Source organism: Nitrosomonas sp. (assembly GCF_043753625.1).
Lineage (GTDB): Bacteria > Pseudomonadota > Gammaproteobacteria > Burkholderiales > Nitrosomonadaceae > Nitrosomonas.
Genome location: NZ_JAYUWI010000052.1, coordinates 1 through 17,142, shown reverse-complemented (window position 1 = coordinate 17,142; position 17,142 = coordinate 1). Strand labels below are relative to the sequence as shown.

Here is a 17,142-nt window from a genome sequence, read left to right as displayed (position 1 = left end):
AGCTTGCTCCTTTCACTGGCATCATTGATGCTATTTTGGAAGCTGACAAACAAGTGCATGTTAAGCAGCGCCATACTGCAGTGCGGATACTGGAGCGGCAAACACCGCACTACTCGCTGTTCCCGTATTTCTAAAAAATAGTGTGCTTCCATGGTACTCGCCGGCGAATCCATCGAAATCCCCATCACCGTCTATATCAACAAAAACAAGGCTGGTATTGGAGCCTAACCCATTCAGACCATATGGATTGGCAACTTCGGAGGCAAATATTGGATTAATGGCTGTGCCTGTGTTCTTAAATAATAATAGTGTAGAATTAGTATAATCACTCCCAAATGCATCTAAATCTCCATCACCGTCTATATCAACAAAAGCAGGTTTATCTCCCAGTCTTAAGCCGAACGGGTTAGTAACACCGGCAGCAAAAATTGGGTTACTGGCTATCCCCTTATTTTCAAAAAATACATTATTCACGAAGCCATCCAAATCGGAATCACCGTCAATATCAACAAAGGTTGAGTTGGCACGACTCTCCACATCACTCAAGCCCAACGGGTTAGGAGTAGTTAAGATAAAAACAGAATCAGCCATACAATTACTCCAAATAAATATTAAGATTTAACACGCTGCCCCCCATCATTCATTGCTCGTTGTAAATGTTGATGCAACCGTTTTTCAATTGGTTGATGAGAATAGGCAGGTAATACATACGATGATAATAATTCAACCTGAGCTTGTCCGCCTTCCTGCCAGCTTTCGGCTACGGCAAAACCAATCATCTCGCCTTGAACTGATGCAGATACTCCGAACAATTCACCGCGCTGGGGATGGGTTTGCCAGCGTTGCTGCAAGCTCGGATTGGTCATCGCTTCATACTGCAAAAGATTCTCGGGTGTCAGATGGTAAACCCGTTGATATTTGACTTCATGATCCTCTAAGTTTGCCAATTGTGAAGCACGTGGCAAGCCAGCTACCTGTAACGGTTGACTCAAACCAAGTCGCTTGACTGTGGGTTTGGTGGTAATCATTCCACCCGAACCGGGAAATGAAATCAAACGTTCTATATCATCATCCTGAAACCCCACCGCTCTTGGTTGACGAACATTCGGTAACACCACCACATCAAATAGTTCTTCGACTACACCCCCAATGTGTAGCGCATGTAATTCGTTGCCCGTATTTAAATCGATAACGCCCAAGCCACATTGGGCGGTCATGTTCTTATCTGCGAGACGATTTTCTACTGACAAGCCTGAAAAAGCTTTTGAACGTATTTTTGATAAACCGACTAAGGCATAGTTTTTCCAGAACGCCAAGCCACGCACAAAGCCTGGACAGAATGTGACCGGCACAAACTTATCCCTATCCAAATAGCCGAACTCGCCTGTGCCAGAATTGAGCAACCATAATTTACCTTGATACCATCGCGGGGAATGTGGCATGGATAAACCCGTGGCGATAATTTCATTGCTGGGAATGTGTATCACCACGCCACCATCCGAACGGTGATTGCGCCAGCCTGCCGCTTCGTCAGTCGTGCTACACGCGGTGGCATATGTGGGCTCACCGTCTTGCATAGCCAAGCCATTTAAATGACAACGATCTTCAGCCGCGAGTTTTGTGATAAAGGGCGGTTTCCAGACGGGAGCGAAACTGTAGCCTGCTTGTAAAGTGGCGACACAACTAAAGTCAGTGTTAACAAACAATACCTTTTTCTCGTCAGTAACCACCACATCATGCACATTCAAATCACCGGTGGTGTGAGATTGACTCGGCACATATAGACGGTCACCGCCATGATGTTGCTTGTCTTTTGCTAAACGATTTTCCAGTTGCCAGATCTGATAGCGTGTTGACATGTAGAGTCTGTCACCGCTTGCATACAAACCCATCGGCTTATCAAACAAGCGTTCATTAACAGCTAAATGCCCATTTTCTTTACAACCTACTAAAAACAGGCGATTGGTTTGATAGGTGGTGAAAGCAAGGCTGATCTGTTCGCTGTCTAACCACTCATAAAGGTGATTGGTACCTTGCATGGTGACGGCAGGTGGAGTGCTGGTAGCTGTTTCCTGTTTCATCGATTGATTATTTATGTCAAATAGTTGCAGATCTAGCTAGGGAGAATGTGGTTACATAGACAAATTTTTTAGCGTAACTATTTTGTAGTCCATACTAAGATTATCCATTATATAAGTATATAGGCAGATTCACCTGATTTTGACCTAGGAAAGTTAATTAGTTTTCCTAATAATTCATACTGAGGATGATTGCCTCGTTAAGTAATATGATGTCGTTAGTTGGGTAAGATACTTTGGCTGGGTATGCTTTTTTAAATTCTTCATTGATGATTGGAGGGACAATTATGGGCAGGTTATTGGAACTTTTTGATTCGCGCGTTAGTAACTTTCGCTTCAAAGAAAAAAAAGCGGAGCTGCACTTTTCATTTGCTTACATTTATTTGGAACATAATGCGGATGTCGTTTGTCGCTGGGAATTTCGCCAGACGTATGCGGCGTTTAACGATGTTCTTTCATAGCATCTATTACGCGCTATTATTGCCAAGTGTAATGTGCAGAGAGGCCGATGAAATTAATGATTTGATTCGTATCCTGTGTTAATCGAGAACCATCAGTATAGGTCCAATGATTCCATGTCCACTCATTGGTTTTGAAGCGGTTAAGGATATAATCCAGATGCAGACTGAGGTTTTTCCGCAAGGTGTACCTTGCGAATAATCTCAAATTGCTTAATTCAGTTGAGATATTGGGTACTGAATAAGTTGCGGGATCGCTGGTTTTTTGCTTAAACTTATCAGCAATAAAAGATTGAGACAAACTCGCTCCGACTTCTAATTTCTCAGTTGGTTTTCCATTGATATCGACCCCAAATGAAGTGCCTATGTTTTGGAGATTGGCGGACCAGATTTCACGAGAACCATCCGCAGGGTTCCAATTTCTCGAAGCCTGATCAATAAAAGTTTCATTGCGTGAAAACCACGCCACCGCTTGCAGGTTCTCCGAGACTGTATAGGCTGCATCCAATGAATAGTTTCTTGCAGAGCCATTCTGTAATCCAAGGTTTGAGCCGCTACGATGCCCATAATTATCGAATGATTCGTCGACCATCACTTGCAGTGATAAGGGTTCAATGGGTTCCCAGTTCAGCGATAAGCGCACCTTGTCCCGATTGCGATCAGAAAGATTGATGGGTGCAATCGTGTTGAAGTAAGGATCACCCGTTGCGGTCATGGTCGAGATAAAAGGCGATCCAAATCGATTGCTGTGGATGTATGCAATCGATCCTGTCAAGGTATCGGACAAAGTACGCCGTAGCTCCGCCCGATAGGAAATTTCATCCGTTTTGGCGCGATGACCGACAAAAGTCGGTTGCCAGCGGCGATCCCAATGCTCATATTCAATACCGCCGATCAAACGAAAATTCATCGGCAACGTGTAATTAGCTTCTACTTTGCTCGTTAACGTACTAAACGAACGCGGATGATTGAGTCCACTCCAGCGATTTCCGTTGAAATCTAACTGTCCTGCCAATGGATTGTATAAAAGCACGGGCGTATTATCATCGCGATCCTCAAATCGAACATTCGCCACCACAGATAATTTTGGCAACGGACGACTGGTAACGCTGGCTTGTACTAACGCTGTATCAATGCGCCCATCCAGATTACTCCCGACACCGGGAGCCAGAAATTGCGTAGGAAAGAAACTATCCGTCTGCGTTGCTCGGGTATAAGCAGCCTTGAACGTGCCGCGCGTGGTTGGATTAAAACTATAACCGCCGGATAAAAATAACTGATGCGATTGATTATCCGGAGGCAGCGCAATCGGAGAAAATAAATTCGGCGCATAGATTCCGCCTGCACTACTACCGCCCGTGGTATATAAGGCGGTATTCTTATTAATAAACATCGTTCCATAATACCCGCCGGATAACTGTAAATCCTTACCGTTGTAGTTGAGGGTGCCGCCGAACTGCCGGGTTGAGTAATTAATGGGCTCGGGTAAAAACTCATAACCGCCGACAACGCCTGATATCGGTGGCCCCAAACGATTACCACGCCCGAAAATTCTTGACCCATCTTTTTCTTCATTACGGAAATGGAACTGCAATTCAAAATTGCCGGGTAGAACTCGGTTCATCCCGAATGATAATGCCTGACGTTCCGTTTTCAGTTGCGCCGATTCACCGGTTGTCGGTGATGTTGGAACATCCAGATGTGCACTACCAATTCCTGTGACAGCGGTAACGGCTGTAAATGGCTCATATCTGGGGGTTTGACTGAAGTCAATAAAGTAACTCCAATGGCCTTGCTTAGTATGCTCGAAGCGGATATCGCGATTCTGTAATCCAAGATTGCGCCCCAGTAATTTAAGCCAGGTACCGGTATTTTCATCGCGTTTTGTGATATCGACATTAAAAATACCATAAGGCCCTTCATTTCTTAGGCCACTGTATTGGCCAAAACGCGCATTATCATTCGCGAGATACCCTGCACCAAAATTAATTGTGCTCTGCGGTTTAGTTAATCGTTTGAGATTTTCATCTTCGATTGACAGGGCTGCTTCAGCGATAAGCAAGAGAGTACAAGCAGACATGATCTGAATAAACTTCTTGGTTGATTTGTTCATTTTTCATCCCCCATCAACGCTGCAGAAGATCTTCAAGGCGAACATTCTCAGGGTTATTGCTGCCGTGAATCTGGGTATGGCAATTGACACAACCCCTGGCCAGGAGATTTCTTCGATAAGCACCATCGATTGTTCCCGGGCTGCCCTGATGCGTATTGGGCTCATGGCACTCTTGACAAAGAAATGGTGAACGAACTTTCAGCAAATTGGGTGCTGTCGTACCGTGCGGATTGTGGCAAAGCGCGCAATTTTCCTGAACCGGCGGGTGGTTCCGAACGAAAGGGCCGCGCTTTTCCATATGACAGGTATAGCAAGTGTCGTTGATGCTGTCCCGAATCATCATGCTAGGCCCAGCCGAGCCATGAGAGTTATGACAATCGGAGCAAATAACTTTTCCTTCCCGAATAGGGTGGCGGGAGGGTCGGTTGATTTGTGCGCGTTGTTCTTTATGACAGGAAAAACAGACTTCCGATTGAGTAATTCGGTCGCGTACTTTGTCTTGTGCGCTGTGTATCTGGTGACAGGCGGTACAAGCCACATCACGATTAGCATGCGTACTGCCAGCCCAGTGCATTTGTTTGCCACCCTGATGACAGTTTAAGCAGGTTTGATTTCTATCTTCAACGGGATTCTTTGAATTCTTGCCAAACGTGCGCGATGGCATCGGTACTCTTTCGGGCTTATCCATGTGACGGATACTCTTACCATGGCAACTTGTACAAGTTGGCGCCCGTTCGTCCGCAACAGTCCCATGCTTTGTCTTGCCGATAGCAAGTACCGATTCAGCACCTTCATCATGACAACCCGTGCACGTCCGATCGCCTCGTAGAACTATATCTTCGGTTGGTTCGTCGTCGTCATCATCATCTAGCGCCATTACATTTTGGGATTGGATTCCAATGCAAAGCGCAAAAGATATCCCAAGAATTTGTAGAAAAAAGGTGCGTGTATTCTTTATGAAAGTTTTCATAATTTTCTCCTTATTTGCTGCTGATTCAACTTAAATTGAAAATGTGACTATTCAATTTTGCTGAGAAAGATGTGATGCTGATTAATGTAAGAAATGGGTTTCTTACATTTAAATGCCTTTCCTAGCTTAGTTATGCTATTAATTTGGCCTAAGGCAGTATTAATAGATTTCTGTGATTAAACATGGGAAATATTCCCTCGTTAATAGATATTACGTGGGAAAATTTCTCGCGTCAATTGATGGTGTGATGTTTTCCCGCATTGTGTTAGAATTTTGAAATTAATATTTATGCTGTAAATTAACCAGTGAATAATTTTTATGCATGCTGTCCGTCCAATTAATTCAATCTTCCCGCCCACGCTTATTACTGCACTACGCTGGGTACTACGCCCATTAATTAAGCTAATGCTGGCAAAAGGGATTACCTATCCGTTTTTGTCGGAAGTGCTTAAAGATTTGTTTGTAGAAGTAGCAGAAAATGAATTTAAGATGGATAAGAGACCTTTGACCGATAGTCATTTGAGCTTAATCACCGGTATTCATCGTAAAGATATCAAGCGATTACGTCATGGCGATCACTCCGAAACGGAAACTATTCCGCAAACCATTTCACTGGGAGCCCGGCTCGTTAGTCTTTGGACAAGCGATGCGCGGTATCTGGACGAGAACAATCAACCTAAACCATTACCAAGGTTTGTGAGAGAGGGTGGGGATATTTCTTTTGAAGGATTGGTAGCCAGTGTGAGCTGTGATATTCGCTCGCGCGTTGTGCTTGATGAATGGTTAAGACTCGGCGTTGCTCATTTTAATGACAATAATCATGTATGTCTAAACACGTCCGCATTTATTCCTGCCCATGGTTTTGATGAAAAAGTCTATTACTTTGGCCATAACTTGCATGATCATGCGGCAGCAGCCACCAATAATCTGCTGGGTGAAAATCAACCATTTTTGGAGCGTAGTGCTTATTACGACGGTTTAAGCGTGGATTCCGTCAAAATACTCGCCGAGCAATCTGAACGCCTGGGAATGAAATCCTTACTTGCTATCAATAAAACGGCTATGGAGCTGGAAAAAAGCGATGCTCTGAAAAGCAGCTCGCGTCACCGCATGACATTTGGTATTTATTATTATAGTGAGCAGGTTCAACCAGAAGTGTCTGCAGAAATAAAAGAAGATGGTGCGCGTAATGAGAAAAATTTCATTAATAGCGACATATCGTAACAGTTTGTATATATCAAGCATTTTCGTACTGGCATTCCTATATTCGGTAAGCGCATTCGCGAAAGGTAATTGTGATACCAACGCTTCACTTATTAATCCTGCAAACCTTGCGCATTCTGGAATTGGTGGTACGGGCACGACGACTCACTCTGGCATTGGCGGCACAGGTCTTTACGCTGGTGGAGTCGGGGGTATCGGTAATCCGGAGAGTGGAATAGGTGGCACCGGAATCATTGCAAACGAAGGCGGCATCGGTGGTACAGGTACGACCCAATCTGGCATTGGCGGCACGGGTCTTCAAGATGGCGGAACTGGAGGCACTGGTAATCCAGAGAGTGGAATAGGCAGTACAGGAAATGTCGCAAACGACAGTGGCATCGGTGGTACAGGAATTGTCGGTGTCATTACTGGGTTCGCGAGTATCTGTGTCAATGGTGTCGAAATTCATTATGACAACAATACACATGTCGCGATGGATGGTCGGCCATCCACCGTGCGCGATCTTGCGGTAGGTCAGGTAATTGCTGCACGTACATTTGGTACAGGTCAAGAGCTTGCAGCGCATAATATTACAGTTATCCATGCTGCTGTCGGGCCGATCAGCAGTCTTAATCCTGAGACGGGAGAAATGCGCATTTTAGGTCAGACCGTCCAAGTTGATCAATCCAGATATTACGGTGATTTCTCAAACCTGAAAACCGGTGATTGGGTACAAGTCAGCGGTCACAGACTTTCCAATGGTGCGATTGTCGCATCACGTATTGAAACAACTCCACTGCATGCAGAAGCCAGACTAAACGGTTATGTGACCCAAATCGATGCGCAGAGTTTTGAAATCAATGGTACGCGCGTCAACTATGACGCTAAATTATATGCAGTAGGCATCTCGCAAGGTATGGAAGTACAGGTGACGGGTCAATGGGATGGCACTAATCTGATGGCGCAACATATCCAGACAGAACCTACTCGCCAAAGTATTGGAAATGTGGAGCATGTAGTGATTGAAGGATATGTTCATGCCCTCAGTGATAAGGAATTAAATTTGAATAACCGGATTGTTACATTAGATCCAAATATACAGGTAGCTGGCGATGCAAGGGGGGATCTCAGACTGGATCAACGTATTCAACTCAGTGGCCGACTCGATACGAATCAGCGCATTAATGCTGAACGCATTGAGCTGACGAAGGAGTCACCAATACAAATTCAGGACAGGATTGACCGAAGCCATGTTAATGGCGGTAACAAAGATAAATCAAACAGCTCAGATAATGAATCGGATGCGCAATCTACTTCAGGAAATGGAAGTAATCAAAACCATGACAGCGGGCATAGTAACGACAGAAATGGGAGTTTAAAAAAAGAGAGTGATATTCACTTGGATAAGGATCGTACTTCTGGCGACGGTTCTTATTCGAAAGACGCGCCGGTTTCAACTAAAGATGAGCAAAGAATGCGTGCTCAATCTATTCTAGGAGATGAACGTAATCAAAGCCATGACAGTAAGAGTGATTTAAAAAATAAAACGGATATTCAGTCGAATAAGGATCATTCTTCTGGGAACGAACAAACGGGAAAACCACAAAATACGCAAAACTCACGTGAACCCAATTCCGCTGATTATCAATCCGTCGACAAACCTGAAAGACCCATGGAATCCGGTTCTTCCGATCGGCTTATCGAGCATAGAGACAGCCTGAGAGATCTTGATATCCCTGATAGGGTACGTGATCATATCGGCGAGCACCATGACAGGTTCATTGATCGATAAATTTCCGATTCAATCCAATTGAGTTAATGAATAGCCGTAAGATTGCGATACATTCATTCTCATTCAGGCAGGTAAAGATTTTTCTTTTATTTCTTGCTTGCAACTGCTCTGTAGCACTGGCAAATGGATTTAGTTTTAGCACTGCTACAGATTTTACAACGGGAAATTACGGGGGCGCTTCATCGACTGACATATGGTATGTCCCCTTCATAGCCCGTTACGATAAGGATCGAGCATCTTTCAGAGTGATTATTCCTTACCTCCATGTTACAGGCCCTGGTAATGTGCTTGGGCCAGGGATTGGCGGCGTTGATGGCAGAGGAATTTTGATAGGTGGTGGTTTAGTAGGTGGTGGTGTTATTGTTTGTGATGAAAAGAATGATGACTGTACAAACAACGCCCCTAGACAGCAGGGTAATACTTCCAGGCAACAGGTCGGAAACGATTCAGCCTCTGGCGGGAGTGGCAGTGGTGGGGATAGTAGTATTAGCGAAAGCAGTAAAAGTAGTGGGGAGGGCGATAGTGAAAGTGACCGAGGTAGTAGTCGCGATGATGCAATTAAAGAAACCAGGCAAAATAATATCAGCGCATTAGGTCTTACGGGCGGTATTCCTTTAGGTGGTTCATCCCTCGCGAAATCAACGCAATCCGGTCTCGGTGATATCATCACTGCATTTAGCTACAATTTAATTGATCATGTACCCACTGGCATTGTCTTTGATATCACGGCGCGTTTAAAAATCCCGACAGCCAATGCTGGCCAGAATCTGGGAAGTGGTCAGGTCGATTACGCTGTTCAGGGAGATTTGTTTAAAACGATTTCCAAATTTATATTTAATGCAACTTTTGGCTATCGAATACTGGGTAATCCATCTGGTATTACTTTTCATAACGTCTTGTACGGTGCAGCGGGAATGGCTTATCGATTGTCACCAGACTCAACAATTGGCGCAAGCTTGAGTATAGGACAATCAACGGTGAGACTGCAGGACAGCAGGGATCTCACACTCTATCTATCACACCGGGTCAGTGATAGATTCCGGCTCAATATCTATGGTTTGCGAGGTTTTTCAGAGCGAAGCCCTGATTGGGGCGGTGGCCTTAACCTACGTTACATTTTTTAGTGCTGTCAATATTCGGATATCTGTCCGCACTCTGAATATTAGCTGACCCCAACAGCCGGTTATATCCATGCATTCGTCAATTGGATATTAACAATGCTTCTTTTCGCTTTAGACATGCAGAGGCAAATCAGATCCCAAGTGATAAGTGCGGTTCAGTTTGAGCATCTTTGTTTAAAAATTCTCTTCCGAATAATCATCTGAAATAAGACATTAATTTATAGATACCAGACATTTGGGTTGTTATTTTGAGGTAATTTAATAGCTTGTGATGCTATAATTCTGACAAATATTTCTGCGGGAATAAATGATAAATAGATCATCAAAGTTAGGATCGTCCGAATGAGTGATGCGCTGATATTCTTCTCACATGAAAGAACCAATTTGTTAGATCAATATAGTGATTCTTTTAAAACGCATGTTTATCACGACTACGCCGAGTGGAAGAAGGAGAAAATTCTCTCGCCAGCAATAATAATCACAGGGGGAGATCAACATTACATTGTTTCCATTCTGGAAAAAATACGGAGAGACGAGGAACTATTCGCATCTTTATGTTTTGTAACGGAATTAATTCCTGCGTCCTATAGTAATCTTGTGGATGGGCAATTACCACAACCGCTGCAATTAAAACAGATCATTAATCAATTCATAGATCTTTTTAGCGCTTACAAGAACAGTGAAATGCAGATTTCGCATTTAGGGCGGTTAATTAAATACCTGTGGTTACGGCCGAATTTCATTCTCCTTCCCTACCAGGAGTGGCAGCATGTACGATTGTATCGTTATCCTTTATTAGAAACGCTCAGTCAGGATAAATCCGATTCCTTTGAATGGTTACAGAGTCTTTCTGCTTCTAAGTTACTGGAGCCCGTCGCGCTGATAGATCGGCAAAGGGAGTGTACCTTTTGTCATTCCTCTCATTTAAGCTTTATCGATATTTGCCCGAGCTGTCATGCGATTGATATTGATCTGCAGGCATCTTTACATTGCTTTACCTGTGGATGTGTTGATGTACAGGAAAAGTTTATCAATAGTGGTGCGCTCATCTGTCCAAAATGCAATACCCAATTACGGCACATTGGGAGTGATTACGACCGCCCGATTGAGAACCACAGTTGCCATGCCTGCCATCAGACATTTGTAGAGCCAAATGTATTAGCGCGTTGTACCGTGTGTGAAAAAGAAATGATGCCGAATGATCTCGTTTCAAACCGGATTCGAAGCTGGAAACTAAGCGATAGGGGAAGGATTATTGCTGTGCGTGGTGAAGTCTTTGACATTGTAACGAGCTTTGATCAATTAAATTTTATTCCTAAAGATTTATTCATTCATGATCTGGATTGGTTATTAATTTCATCCAGGCGCTACCCGGATATAACATTCAGCCTGGTTGGTATTTATTTTATAAACTTGACAGAACTGATAGATCTCATTGGGCATTCACAGCTAATGCAAATGCTTGAATCCTTTGCGCAGCGACTGCGCAGTATGCTTCGTACACCAGATTTATCGACACGTACGGCTGAAAATATGCTGTGGCTACTATTGCCGCATACCGATGCACAAGGTCTCAGCAGTTTTCAAAAACGTATCGAGAATAGCATGCAATTATTGCAAGCAGAGGCTGATATGAAATTGGACTGCCGCTTCATAAGCGTTGCCTCTTCTCAAATATTAAAGTCGGAAACCGCGGAATTATTGCTTGCTCGATTATATGGTGAGTTAATTTAAGTCATGCAAACTTTGACACAAACCGGACAGATTCTTCTGGTCTTTCTGCTACAAGATCAAGGCACAGTTTCCTATTTGCTTATATTTGTCCCGTTTGTGTTATTCCTTGAATTACCATTGTACTTTATGACCTGGTTTGGAATTTTTCGTTATCTTACTCAAGATACCTATGAGATACCTTTTATCTCACCTGCTATCCCCCGCGTTACCTGTGCCATTACTTGTTATTCAGAAGGAAAGGCCGTGCAGAATACGGTTATCTCGCTATTGGAACAGACTATCCAGGGCACGTCGAAATCATTGCAATGGTTGACGGAGTCCAAAAAAATCAAGCGACCTATCAAGCCTTGAAAGATCTCATCCCGCAAATTTCATCCTATCCCGGACGGTCATTTATTATTATTCCAAAGATTCAACGGGGTGGTCGAGTCTCATCTCTTAACGCAGGATTGAGTCGTGCAAGTGGTGAAGTGTTTCTGGCGTTGGATGGCGATACCTCATTTGATAATCAAATGGTTTATCGGTCTGTTTTGCATTTTCAAAATGACAATGTTGTCGCTGTTACGGGACCCATGCGTGTGCGTAATGCCAAGAAATCTTTAGCAACCCGGCTGCAAAGCTTAGAGTATATGTTAAGTTTACAAGTCGGTAAGCTGGGTTTGACGAATATGAACGTGATTAATAACATACCCGGTGCTTTTGGCATCTTCAGAAAATCTTTTCTCCAACAAATTGGGGGGTGGAATACGGGTACTGCTGAAGATCTCGATTTAACGCTGCGTATCAAGCAATATCAAGGACGACATCCACAACTTCGGTTTGAATATGAGCCAGGTGCCGTATCGCATACTGATGCGCCTGAAACATTCAGTGATTTTCTAAGACAACGACTAAGATGGGATGGAGATCTCTGGTATATCTACGCGCATAAACATAGGCACGGGATTTCTGCATCCATCATGGGTTGGGGTAATTTCCTATTTATCCTTTGGTACGGTATCCTGTTTCAGATCGTTATGCCTTTTACCATTGTGTTTTACACGATCTATATGGCGATTACTCAACCTTTGCCGTTCTTTTTAGCCAGCATGGTATTAGTCTATCTTTTCTATTTTTGTCTGATACTGGTTCAATTTGTTTTATACCTATCGGTCCTTTCGGATAGAAAATGGGAAGACTGTAGCGCCTTATTGGTGTTGCCAATTTATCCATTATTTCTGTTCATAGCGCGTCTCTGGAGTGCGGTTGCTCTTCTTAATCAAATGTTCAACAAGGGGCACTTAGATTCTGCCATGGCGCCCTGGTGGGTTCTGAAAAAGGGTAAATAATGAAGATTCATTGGTACCTGTTACAGGTATTGTTCATTTTGCTACCAGTCAGTGCTGAAGCCGAAGTTAGGACACTTGCGGATTTTTATTTGCATTTGGATCAGGCAGCTTCTGTTCTGAAGACACAAGCAGATCTTGAAGCACAGCAGTTTCATTTGCGGGCTAACGAAGCACAGAAGGGTTGGGAGGTATTTGGCGGTATATCAGGAGGTTATCAAAAAAGTCCATTTGCAAGAGAGCCCTTCGGTAACTTCTTTGACCCCATGGCCCGCATTGGTTTGCGTTACCCTTTACTGGGCAGTGCAGAAAGACAAGATCGTGCGATTGGTGATGCGGAAACCCAAGTCAGAATTGAGAATGTCCGGCATGAATGGAGCAAAAAATTAGCTGCACTATTTATAGAAGAGAATTACGCAGCTTATTGGAGCGCTGAGAAAATGCTGGCGCTAAATCATGCCTACACCCATCTGCGAAATGCAGGCATCGAAAAAACATTGCACCAAAGACATGAAACGGGATTGCTACTCATGTCAGATTATTTCGAGTTTTTATCTACTTTTGAGCAAGCAGAACGGATGCGATTAGAGTTTATAAACAACAAAGAACAAGCTTTAATGCGATTGGCACATTTAACGAGTACCTCCGTCACACCTTTTGAGGCAATTAAACCCGGGCTAAACGAGATAACAGGTAACTTGACTTATGATATCAAACAACTTGATCTGGAGATTCTGCAAACTCAAATAGATAATTTACGCAAGGTCAGGGAAACACAAAACTGGCAAGGGATTGATTCCGATTTATCAGTCGTTGTATTTGGCGGACCCGCGATACCACATCCTTCTCCTGATTCAATGCAATGGGGATATGGGGGGACGGTGGGGTTCAATTTTAGGATGCCACTTGAAATCGTTAGCTATCGAAAAAATGAACAATCGCGTTTAAACAGTCAACTCATTAGCTTTCAAGCTGAGTATACGCGGCGGGATCAGGAATTAAATCTGGAATTCAGATCTATGCTAGGCCGTTATCAACAGCTCATGCAACAAATCAAATTTCAGCAAACCCGGCTTGATGCAACCCGGGAATCTGTGCGCGAGCGGTACTTGCGCCTACACGCATTGGATGGAGATGCTCTCGAAAAATATATTCAATCTATTAATACGTATTATCGGGCTGCCATTGAATACGTCGAAGCGGAGGCGGAACAGTGGAAACTGCATGTTCGTTTGCGTCAATTTGTTTCTACACCGAGCAGCACGGGCGCAAGCGCTCGTTCAGAAACGGACCTGGTTGGAATGCTTGAGCCACTGAGGAAGGCTGATCAGTTTTTTGAAAAGCGTAGTGCAAAAGAAATGAAGCCAATAAAATTGGCCAATTCGAACGATCAATTGATAGTAAGCCGATCGAATTCAACATCGATAAGTTTCTCGGTTTATGCCTGGAATTATGACGACATTGTGAGTCAGTCTGGTTTTTGGGAAAAAAGCCAATCAATGCAGATAAAACGGATATTGCTGTCGTTGAGTGGGCCACAAATTGCTTCAATTGCTTCTCATCCCACCGCATTAAATAAATTCTTGCGGGAAGCAAAACATCAGGGCGTAAAAGTTGAGTTATTACTGGGTGATCCGGGTTGGATTCTTCCGAAAGAGCGTGTGCGTTTGCTGGAAATCATCAAGCGACTAAAGTCTATTAGTTTTGATGGATTACATCTTGATATTGAACCCGATCAGCTTGACGGAGAGTTAGTTGGAGAAGATATGCTGGAGGAATTTATAGAAACAATTCGCCAAGCTACCCGTCTTTCTCCTTGGCCGGTTGCAATTAGTATTCATCCCCGCTATCTGGCGAAAGAAACATCCTTTGGCTTATGCATACCCTGCCAACTTAAAGAGATCGGGGTGAAAGAAATTACTGTAATGTATTACTCTATGAATCTAAATAGTATTGCAGTGACAGTGAAATCCATAATGAAACAGTATCCAGAGCTCATGTTTAGCCTTGCTCAGAGCCTAGAGTCTGAATTAAGTGTAGAAAACAGCTATGCACACAAGCCGCAAGCATTTTTTAGGGACACAATGCAAAAGCTTTATAATCATTTGCGCGCTTCAAATTTTAATGGACTCGTCATTCAATCATTGAAAGATTGGGAAACATATATTCATGAAAATCCGCTTTAATCAACCAGAGCAAAGAATACCGAATGACGACCGGGGCATACGTATTCAGTATGGGGAGGCAAGGCGCCCCATAAGACCATGGCGTTGGTATCTGATATTAATCGTTTCCAGCCTTCCCTTGCTGTATTTGATTGGATTGGTATTACAAGAAATGCTAATTGTCAAAGCGGGCGGGCGCATTACGGTACCGCATATCATCGTGCGCGCATCAATTGATGGCTATGTAAAGCAGGTGTTTGTCAAATCACTGCACACGGTGGCAGGGGGTGAAGAGCTGGCTATATTGGAGAATTTGCCATTGGAAGACAGTTTCCAGCGGTTAATCACTGAAATTAATTTTCTGAATGAGGAAAAAAATAAGCGACAACGCCAATCAGGCAATACGACATCGCAGTCTATGTCCCTGTTGAAGTTTGCCCAGGAACAGGAAAAATTCTATCAGAATCGTTTGCATCAATATGAATCATTATTCAAGCAGGGTGCGGCCACACAAGCTGAGGTTGCATCAGCGCGTAACCAATATCATGGTGCGCTTGAGAATTTGGTGCTGAATGAACGATCACAACGACGAGACCAAGGATTTCCTACAGATACTCTTCAGATGGCGAGTCGGATCAGTCAATTAAGTTTAGAGCTGGAGCAAATTAAAGATCAGAAGAAACAGTTGTTTATTAAGTCGCCCGCAGATGGATTAATCACAGAGTTATTTGTGCAGCCCGGAGAATATCTAGGGAAAGGCCAACCATTTTTAGACATCATCTTTCCTGAAAAAGCACATATCAGCGCGTTTATTCCGCCGAAATATCAGGATTATGTGGTGGTTGATCAGATCGTTACGGTGACTCTTCCCAATGGGGAGACTGCCAAAGCACGAATTTCCTCTATTCCAGGTGTAACACAAAAATCACCGGTAGACGGCATTAATTTACTCGAATACCCGCGGTCAGCCATATTGGTACACATGGAATTTATCAATCCGGTAAAAACACAATTAATTAATGGAACACCGGTTGACATTCGTTTTCCTTTTTTCAGTGACCGGGCGGATCGAAGCCGCTAAGTTTTGCGTTTTGCGTAAAGGCAGATCAGGCCGCAGCGATATGCGCGGCGGCCAGTGCCTTGATCTGGCTGTGATCGTAGGCGGGAGCAACTTCAACGATAGCCATGTTGATCAGATTGATCCCAGCAAAACTACGAATGATCGCTGTGCCTGCGCAGTGGATAAAACCCGTCGACAATGCGTTCAACCTCTGCAATCACGGTATCCGTGCCATGCCGATTTGCACCGCGCGCCTGAGACAATCCATTTTCATAATGTGATTGACCTTAAGTCCGGCAGACTCCTAGAGCAGATTCAAAATTTTGTTACCAGGACAAAGACCTGTCTGATGGGTATTTGCAACAGGATGTAGTTATAATCATCTGCATATCTAAACTTTTGTATTAAAGACGCGCTATGCAACAATCAGTCTATCGCAAACGTATGAGTGTAATGTTGCTGACTGCCGGTTTGATAAGCGGTTGTGCTTCCATGTTTTCCGGCACTTCGCAGCGGTCGACAGAAATACGTGGTGATCAAGCGCCTAATCTTACCGCTCCTTACAACAAGCCTTATAAAGTACAAGGGGTAACTTATTATCCGATGCAATCAGCCGCTGGATATCAGGAAGTCGGTCATGCATCGTGGTACGGTTCAGAATCAGGTAATCGCACAGCCATGGGTACGCGTTTCATTCCTCAAGGTTTAACTGCTGCCCATAAAACGCTTCCATTGCCTTCCAAAGTCAGAGTCACTAACCTGCACAACGGCCGCCATGTCGATGTCCTCGTCAATGATCGCGGACCTTTCAAAAAAGGCCGAATCATCGATTTATCCCACGGCGCCGCAAAAAAAATTGGCTTGCACGGTGTGGCTAAAGTCAGAATTGAACATCTTGGCGATAAGATCAGCCAGGAATAAAGACTGAGCTTTAAGTCGAGATGTGGATTTTCTATAGACTTGACCAGGTCATAGTGCTGCCTACTCTTGGCACAGCTCTATTAAGTAGAGCTTACTGAAAAAGTAACTAACTGTTCTAATTGGATAGTATTTAATATTTTGGTAAAATGGTGCACATAAATATGTGAATTAACACCAAAAACTGTGCACTATGATTCGTTAT

General features: G+C 43.7%; 15 protein-coding genes. 10 read left to right on the top strand and 5 right to left on the bottom strand.

Annotated elements, in window-relative coordinates; translation table 11 throughout:
• Positions 1 to 60: 60 nt before the first annotated feature.
• Positions 61 to 591: an FG-GAP-like repeat-containing protein gene (locus ACH10T_RS05090; RefSeq protein WP_394808240.1), complete on the bottom strand. Its 531-nt coding sequence runs from the start codon at positions 589 to 591 to the stop codon at positions 61 to 63.
• Positions 592 to 611: 20 nt separating this feature from the next.
• The gene (locus ACH10T_RS05085; protein ID WP_394808239.1) at positions 612 to 2,081 is read right to left on the bottom strand and encodes a TIGR03032 family protein; all 1,470 of its coding nucleotides are present in this window, start codon (positions 2,079 to 2,081) and stop codon (positions 612 to 614) included.
• 233 nt (positions 2,082 to 2,314) lie between these two features.
• Here ACH10T_RS05085 and ACH10T_RS05080 point away from each other — a divergent pair, with 233 nt between their 5' ends.
• Positions 2,315 to 2,539 carry a hypothetical protein gene (locus tag ACH10T_RS05080; protein WP_394808238.1) on the top strand — a complete coding sequence of 75 codons (225 nt, stop codon included), beginning with the start codon at positions 2,315 to 2,317 and terminating at the stop codon, positions 2,537 to 2,539.
• 16 nt (positions 2,540 to 2,555) lie between these two features.
• Here the strand turns inward: ACH10T_RS05080 and ACH10T_RS05075 are convergent, their stop codons facing one another.
• Both ACH10T_RS05075 and ACH10T_RS05070 read right to left on the bottom strand, forming a co-directional pair.
• Positions 2,556 to 4,649, bottom strand: coding sequence for an MtrB/PioB family decaheme-associated outer membrane protein (locus ACH10T_RS05075; RefSeq protein WP_394808237.1), 2,094 nt, complete (start codon positions 4,647 to 4,649; stop codon positions 2,556 to 2,558).
• Positions 4,650 to 4,662: 13 nt separating this feature from the next.
• Entirely contained in the window at positions 4,663 to 5,619 is a 957-nt protein-coding gene (locus ACH10T_RS05070) for a DmsE family decaheme c-type cytochrome (protein WP_394808236.1), read from the bottom strand.
• A 318-nt stretch (positions 5,620 to 5,937) separates the two neighbouring features.
• Between ACH10T_RS05070 and ACH10T_RS05065 the strand changes: the two genes are divergently transcribed.
• From ACH10T_RS05065 to ACH10T_RS05030, 8 genes are all read left to right on the top strand, one after another.
• Positions 5,938 to 6,843: a DUF6502 family protein gene (locus ACH10T_RS05065; RefSeq protein ID WP_394808235.1), complete on the top strand. Its 906-nt coding sequence runs from the start codon at positions 5,938 to 5,940 to the stop codon at positions 6,841 to 6,843.
• The gene (locus ACH10T_RS05060; protein WP_394808234.1) at positions 6,809 to 8,614 is read left to right on the top strand and encodes a DUF5666 domain-containing protein; all 1,806 of its coding nucleotides are present in this window, start codon (positions 6,809 to 6,811) and stop codon (positions 8,612 to 8,614) included. The genes ACH10T_RS05065 and ACH10T_RS05060 overlap by 35 nt, the downstream gene beginning before the upstream one ends.
• 245 nt (positions 8,615 to 8,859) lie before the next feature.
• Positions 8,860 to 9,738, top strand: coding sequence for a hypothetical protein (locus ACH10T_RS05055; RefSeq protein WP_394808233.1), 879 nt, complete (start codon positions 8,860 to 8,862; stop codon positions 9,736 to 9,738).
• A 339-nt stretch (positions 9,739 to 10,077) separates the two neighbouring features.
• Positions 10,078 to 11,469, top strand: coding sequence for a diguanylate cyclase domain-containing protein (locus tag ACH10T_RS05050; RefSeq protein WP_394808232.1), 1,392 nt, complete (start codon positions 10,078 to 10,080; stop codon positions 11,467 to 11,469).
• Positions 11,470 to 11,472: 3 nt separating this feature from the next.
• Entirely contained in the window at positions 11,473 to 11,820 is a 348-nt protein-coding gene (locus ACH10T_RS05045) for a hypothetical protein (RefSeq protein ID WP_394808231.1), read from the top strand.
• Complete coding sequence (locus ACH10T_RS05040) at positions 11,775 to 12,797, top strand: glycosyltransferase family 2 protein (protein ID WP_394808230.1); 1,023 nt, start codon at positions 11,775 to 11,777, stop codon at positions 12,795 to 12,797. Before ACH10T_RS05045 ends, ACH10T_RS05040 begins: the two co-directional genes overlap by 46 nt.
• Positions 12,797 to 14,980, top strand: coding sequence for a TolC family protein (locus ACH10T_RS05035; RefSeq protein WP_394808229.1), 2,184 nt, complete (start codon positions 12,797 to 12,799; stop codon positions 14,978 to 14,980). Before ACH10T_RS05040 ends, ACH10T_RS05035 begins: the two co-directional genes overlap by 1 nt.
• Entirely contained in the window at positions 14,964 to 16,040 is a 1,077-nt protein-coding gene (locus ACH10T_RS05030; RefSeq protein WP_394808228.1) for an HlyD family secretion protein, read from the top strand. The genes ACH10T_RS05035 and ACH10T_RS05030 overlap by 17 nt, the downstream gene beginning before the upstream one ends.
• Before the next feature lie 25 nt (positions 16,041 to 16,065).
• On the opposite strand, the gene ACH10T_RS05025 is transcribed toward ACH10T_RS05030, so the two are convergent.
• Positions 16,066 to 16,236, bottom strand: coding sequence for an arginase family protein (locus ACH10T_RS05025; RefSeq protein ID WP_394808227.1), 171 nt, complete (start codon positions 16,234 to 16,236; stop codon positions 16,066 to 16,068).
• Between the two features lie 200 nt (positions 16,237 to 16,436).
• Here ACH10T_RS05025 and ACH10T_RS05020 point away from each other — a divergent pair, with 200 nt between their 5' ends.
• A complete protein-coding gene (locus ACH10T_RS05020) occupies positions 16,437 to 16,940 on the top strand; it encodes a septal ring lytic transglycosylase RlpA family protein (RefSeq protein ID WP_394808226.1) in 504 nt (167 codons plus the stop codon).
• Positions 16,941 to 17,142: the final 202 nt, after the last annotated feature.

What these genes read in the sequence shown, in the direction of transcription:
- ACH10T_RS05090 (WP_394808240.1), bottom strand. Translation starts at nt 591, where the DNA reads ATGGCTGATTCTGTTTTTATCTTAACTACTCCTAACCCGTTGGGCTTG.
- ACH10T_RS05085 (WP_394808239.1), bottom strand. Translation starts at nt 2,081, where the DNA reads ATGAAACAGGAAACAGCTACCAGCACTCCACCTGCCGTCACCATGCAA.
- ACH10T_RS05075 (WP_394808237.1), bottom strand. Translation starts at nt 4,649, where the DNA reads ATGAACAAATCAACCAAGAAGTTTATTCAGATCATGTCTGCTTGTACT.
- ACH10T_RS05070 (WP_394808236.1), bottom strand. Translation starts at nt 5,619, where the DNA reads ATGAAAACTTTCATAAAGAATACACGCACCTTTTTTCTACAAATTCTT.
- ACH10T_RS05065 (WP_394808235.1), top strand. Translation starts at nt 5,938, where the DNA reads ATGCATGCTGTCCGTCCAATTAATTCAATCTTCCCGCCCACGCTTATT.
- ACH10T_RS05060 (WP_394808234.1), top strand. Translation starts at nt 6,809, where the DNA reads ATGAGAAAAATTTCATTAATAGCGACATATCGTAACAGTTTGTATATA.
- ACH10T_RS05050 (WP_394808232.1), top strand. Translation starts at nt 10,078, where the DNA reads ATGAGTGATGCGCTGATATTCTTCTCACATGAAAGAACCAATTTGTTA.
- ACH10T_RS05045 (WP_394808231.1), top strand. Translation starts at nt 11,473, where the DNA reads ATGCAAACTTTGACACAAACCGGACAGATTCTTCTGGTCTTTCTGCTA.
- ACH10T_RS05040 (WP_394808230.1), top strand. Translation starts at nt 11,775, where the DNA reads ATGGTTGACGGAGTCCAAAAAAATCAAGCGACCTATCAAGCCTTGAAA.
- ACH10T_RS05035 (WP_394808229.1), top strand. Translation starts at nt 12,797, where the DNA reads ATGAAGATTCATTGGTACCTGTTACAGGTATTGTTCATTTTGCTACCA.
- ACH10T_RS05030 (WP_394808228.1), top strand. Translation starts at nt 14,964, where the DNA reads ATGAAAATCCGCTTTAATCAACCAGAGCAAAGAATACCGAATGACGAC.
- ACH10T_RS05020 (WP_394808226.1), top strand. Translation starts at nt 16,437, where the DNA reads ATGCAACAATCAGTCTATCGCAAACGTATGAGTGTAATGTTGCTGACT.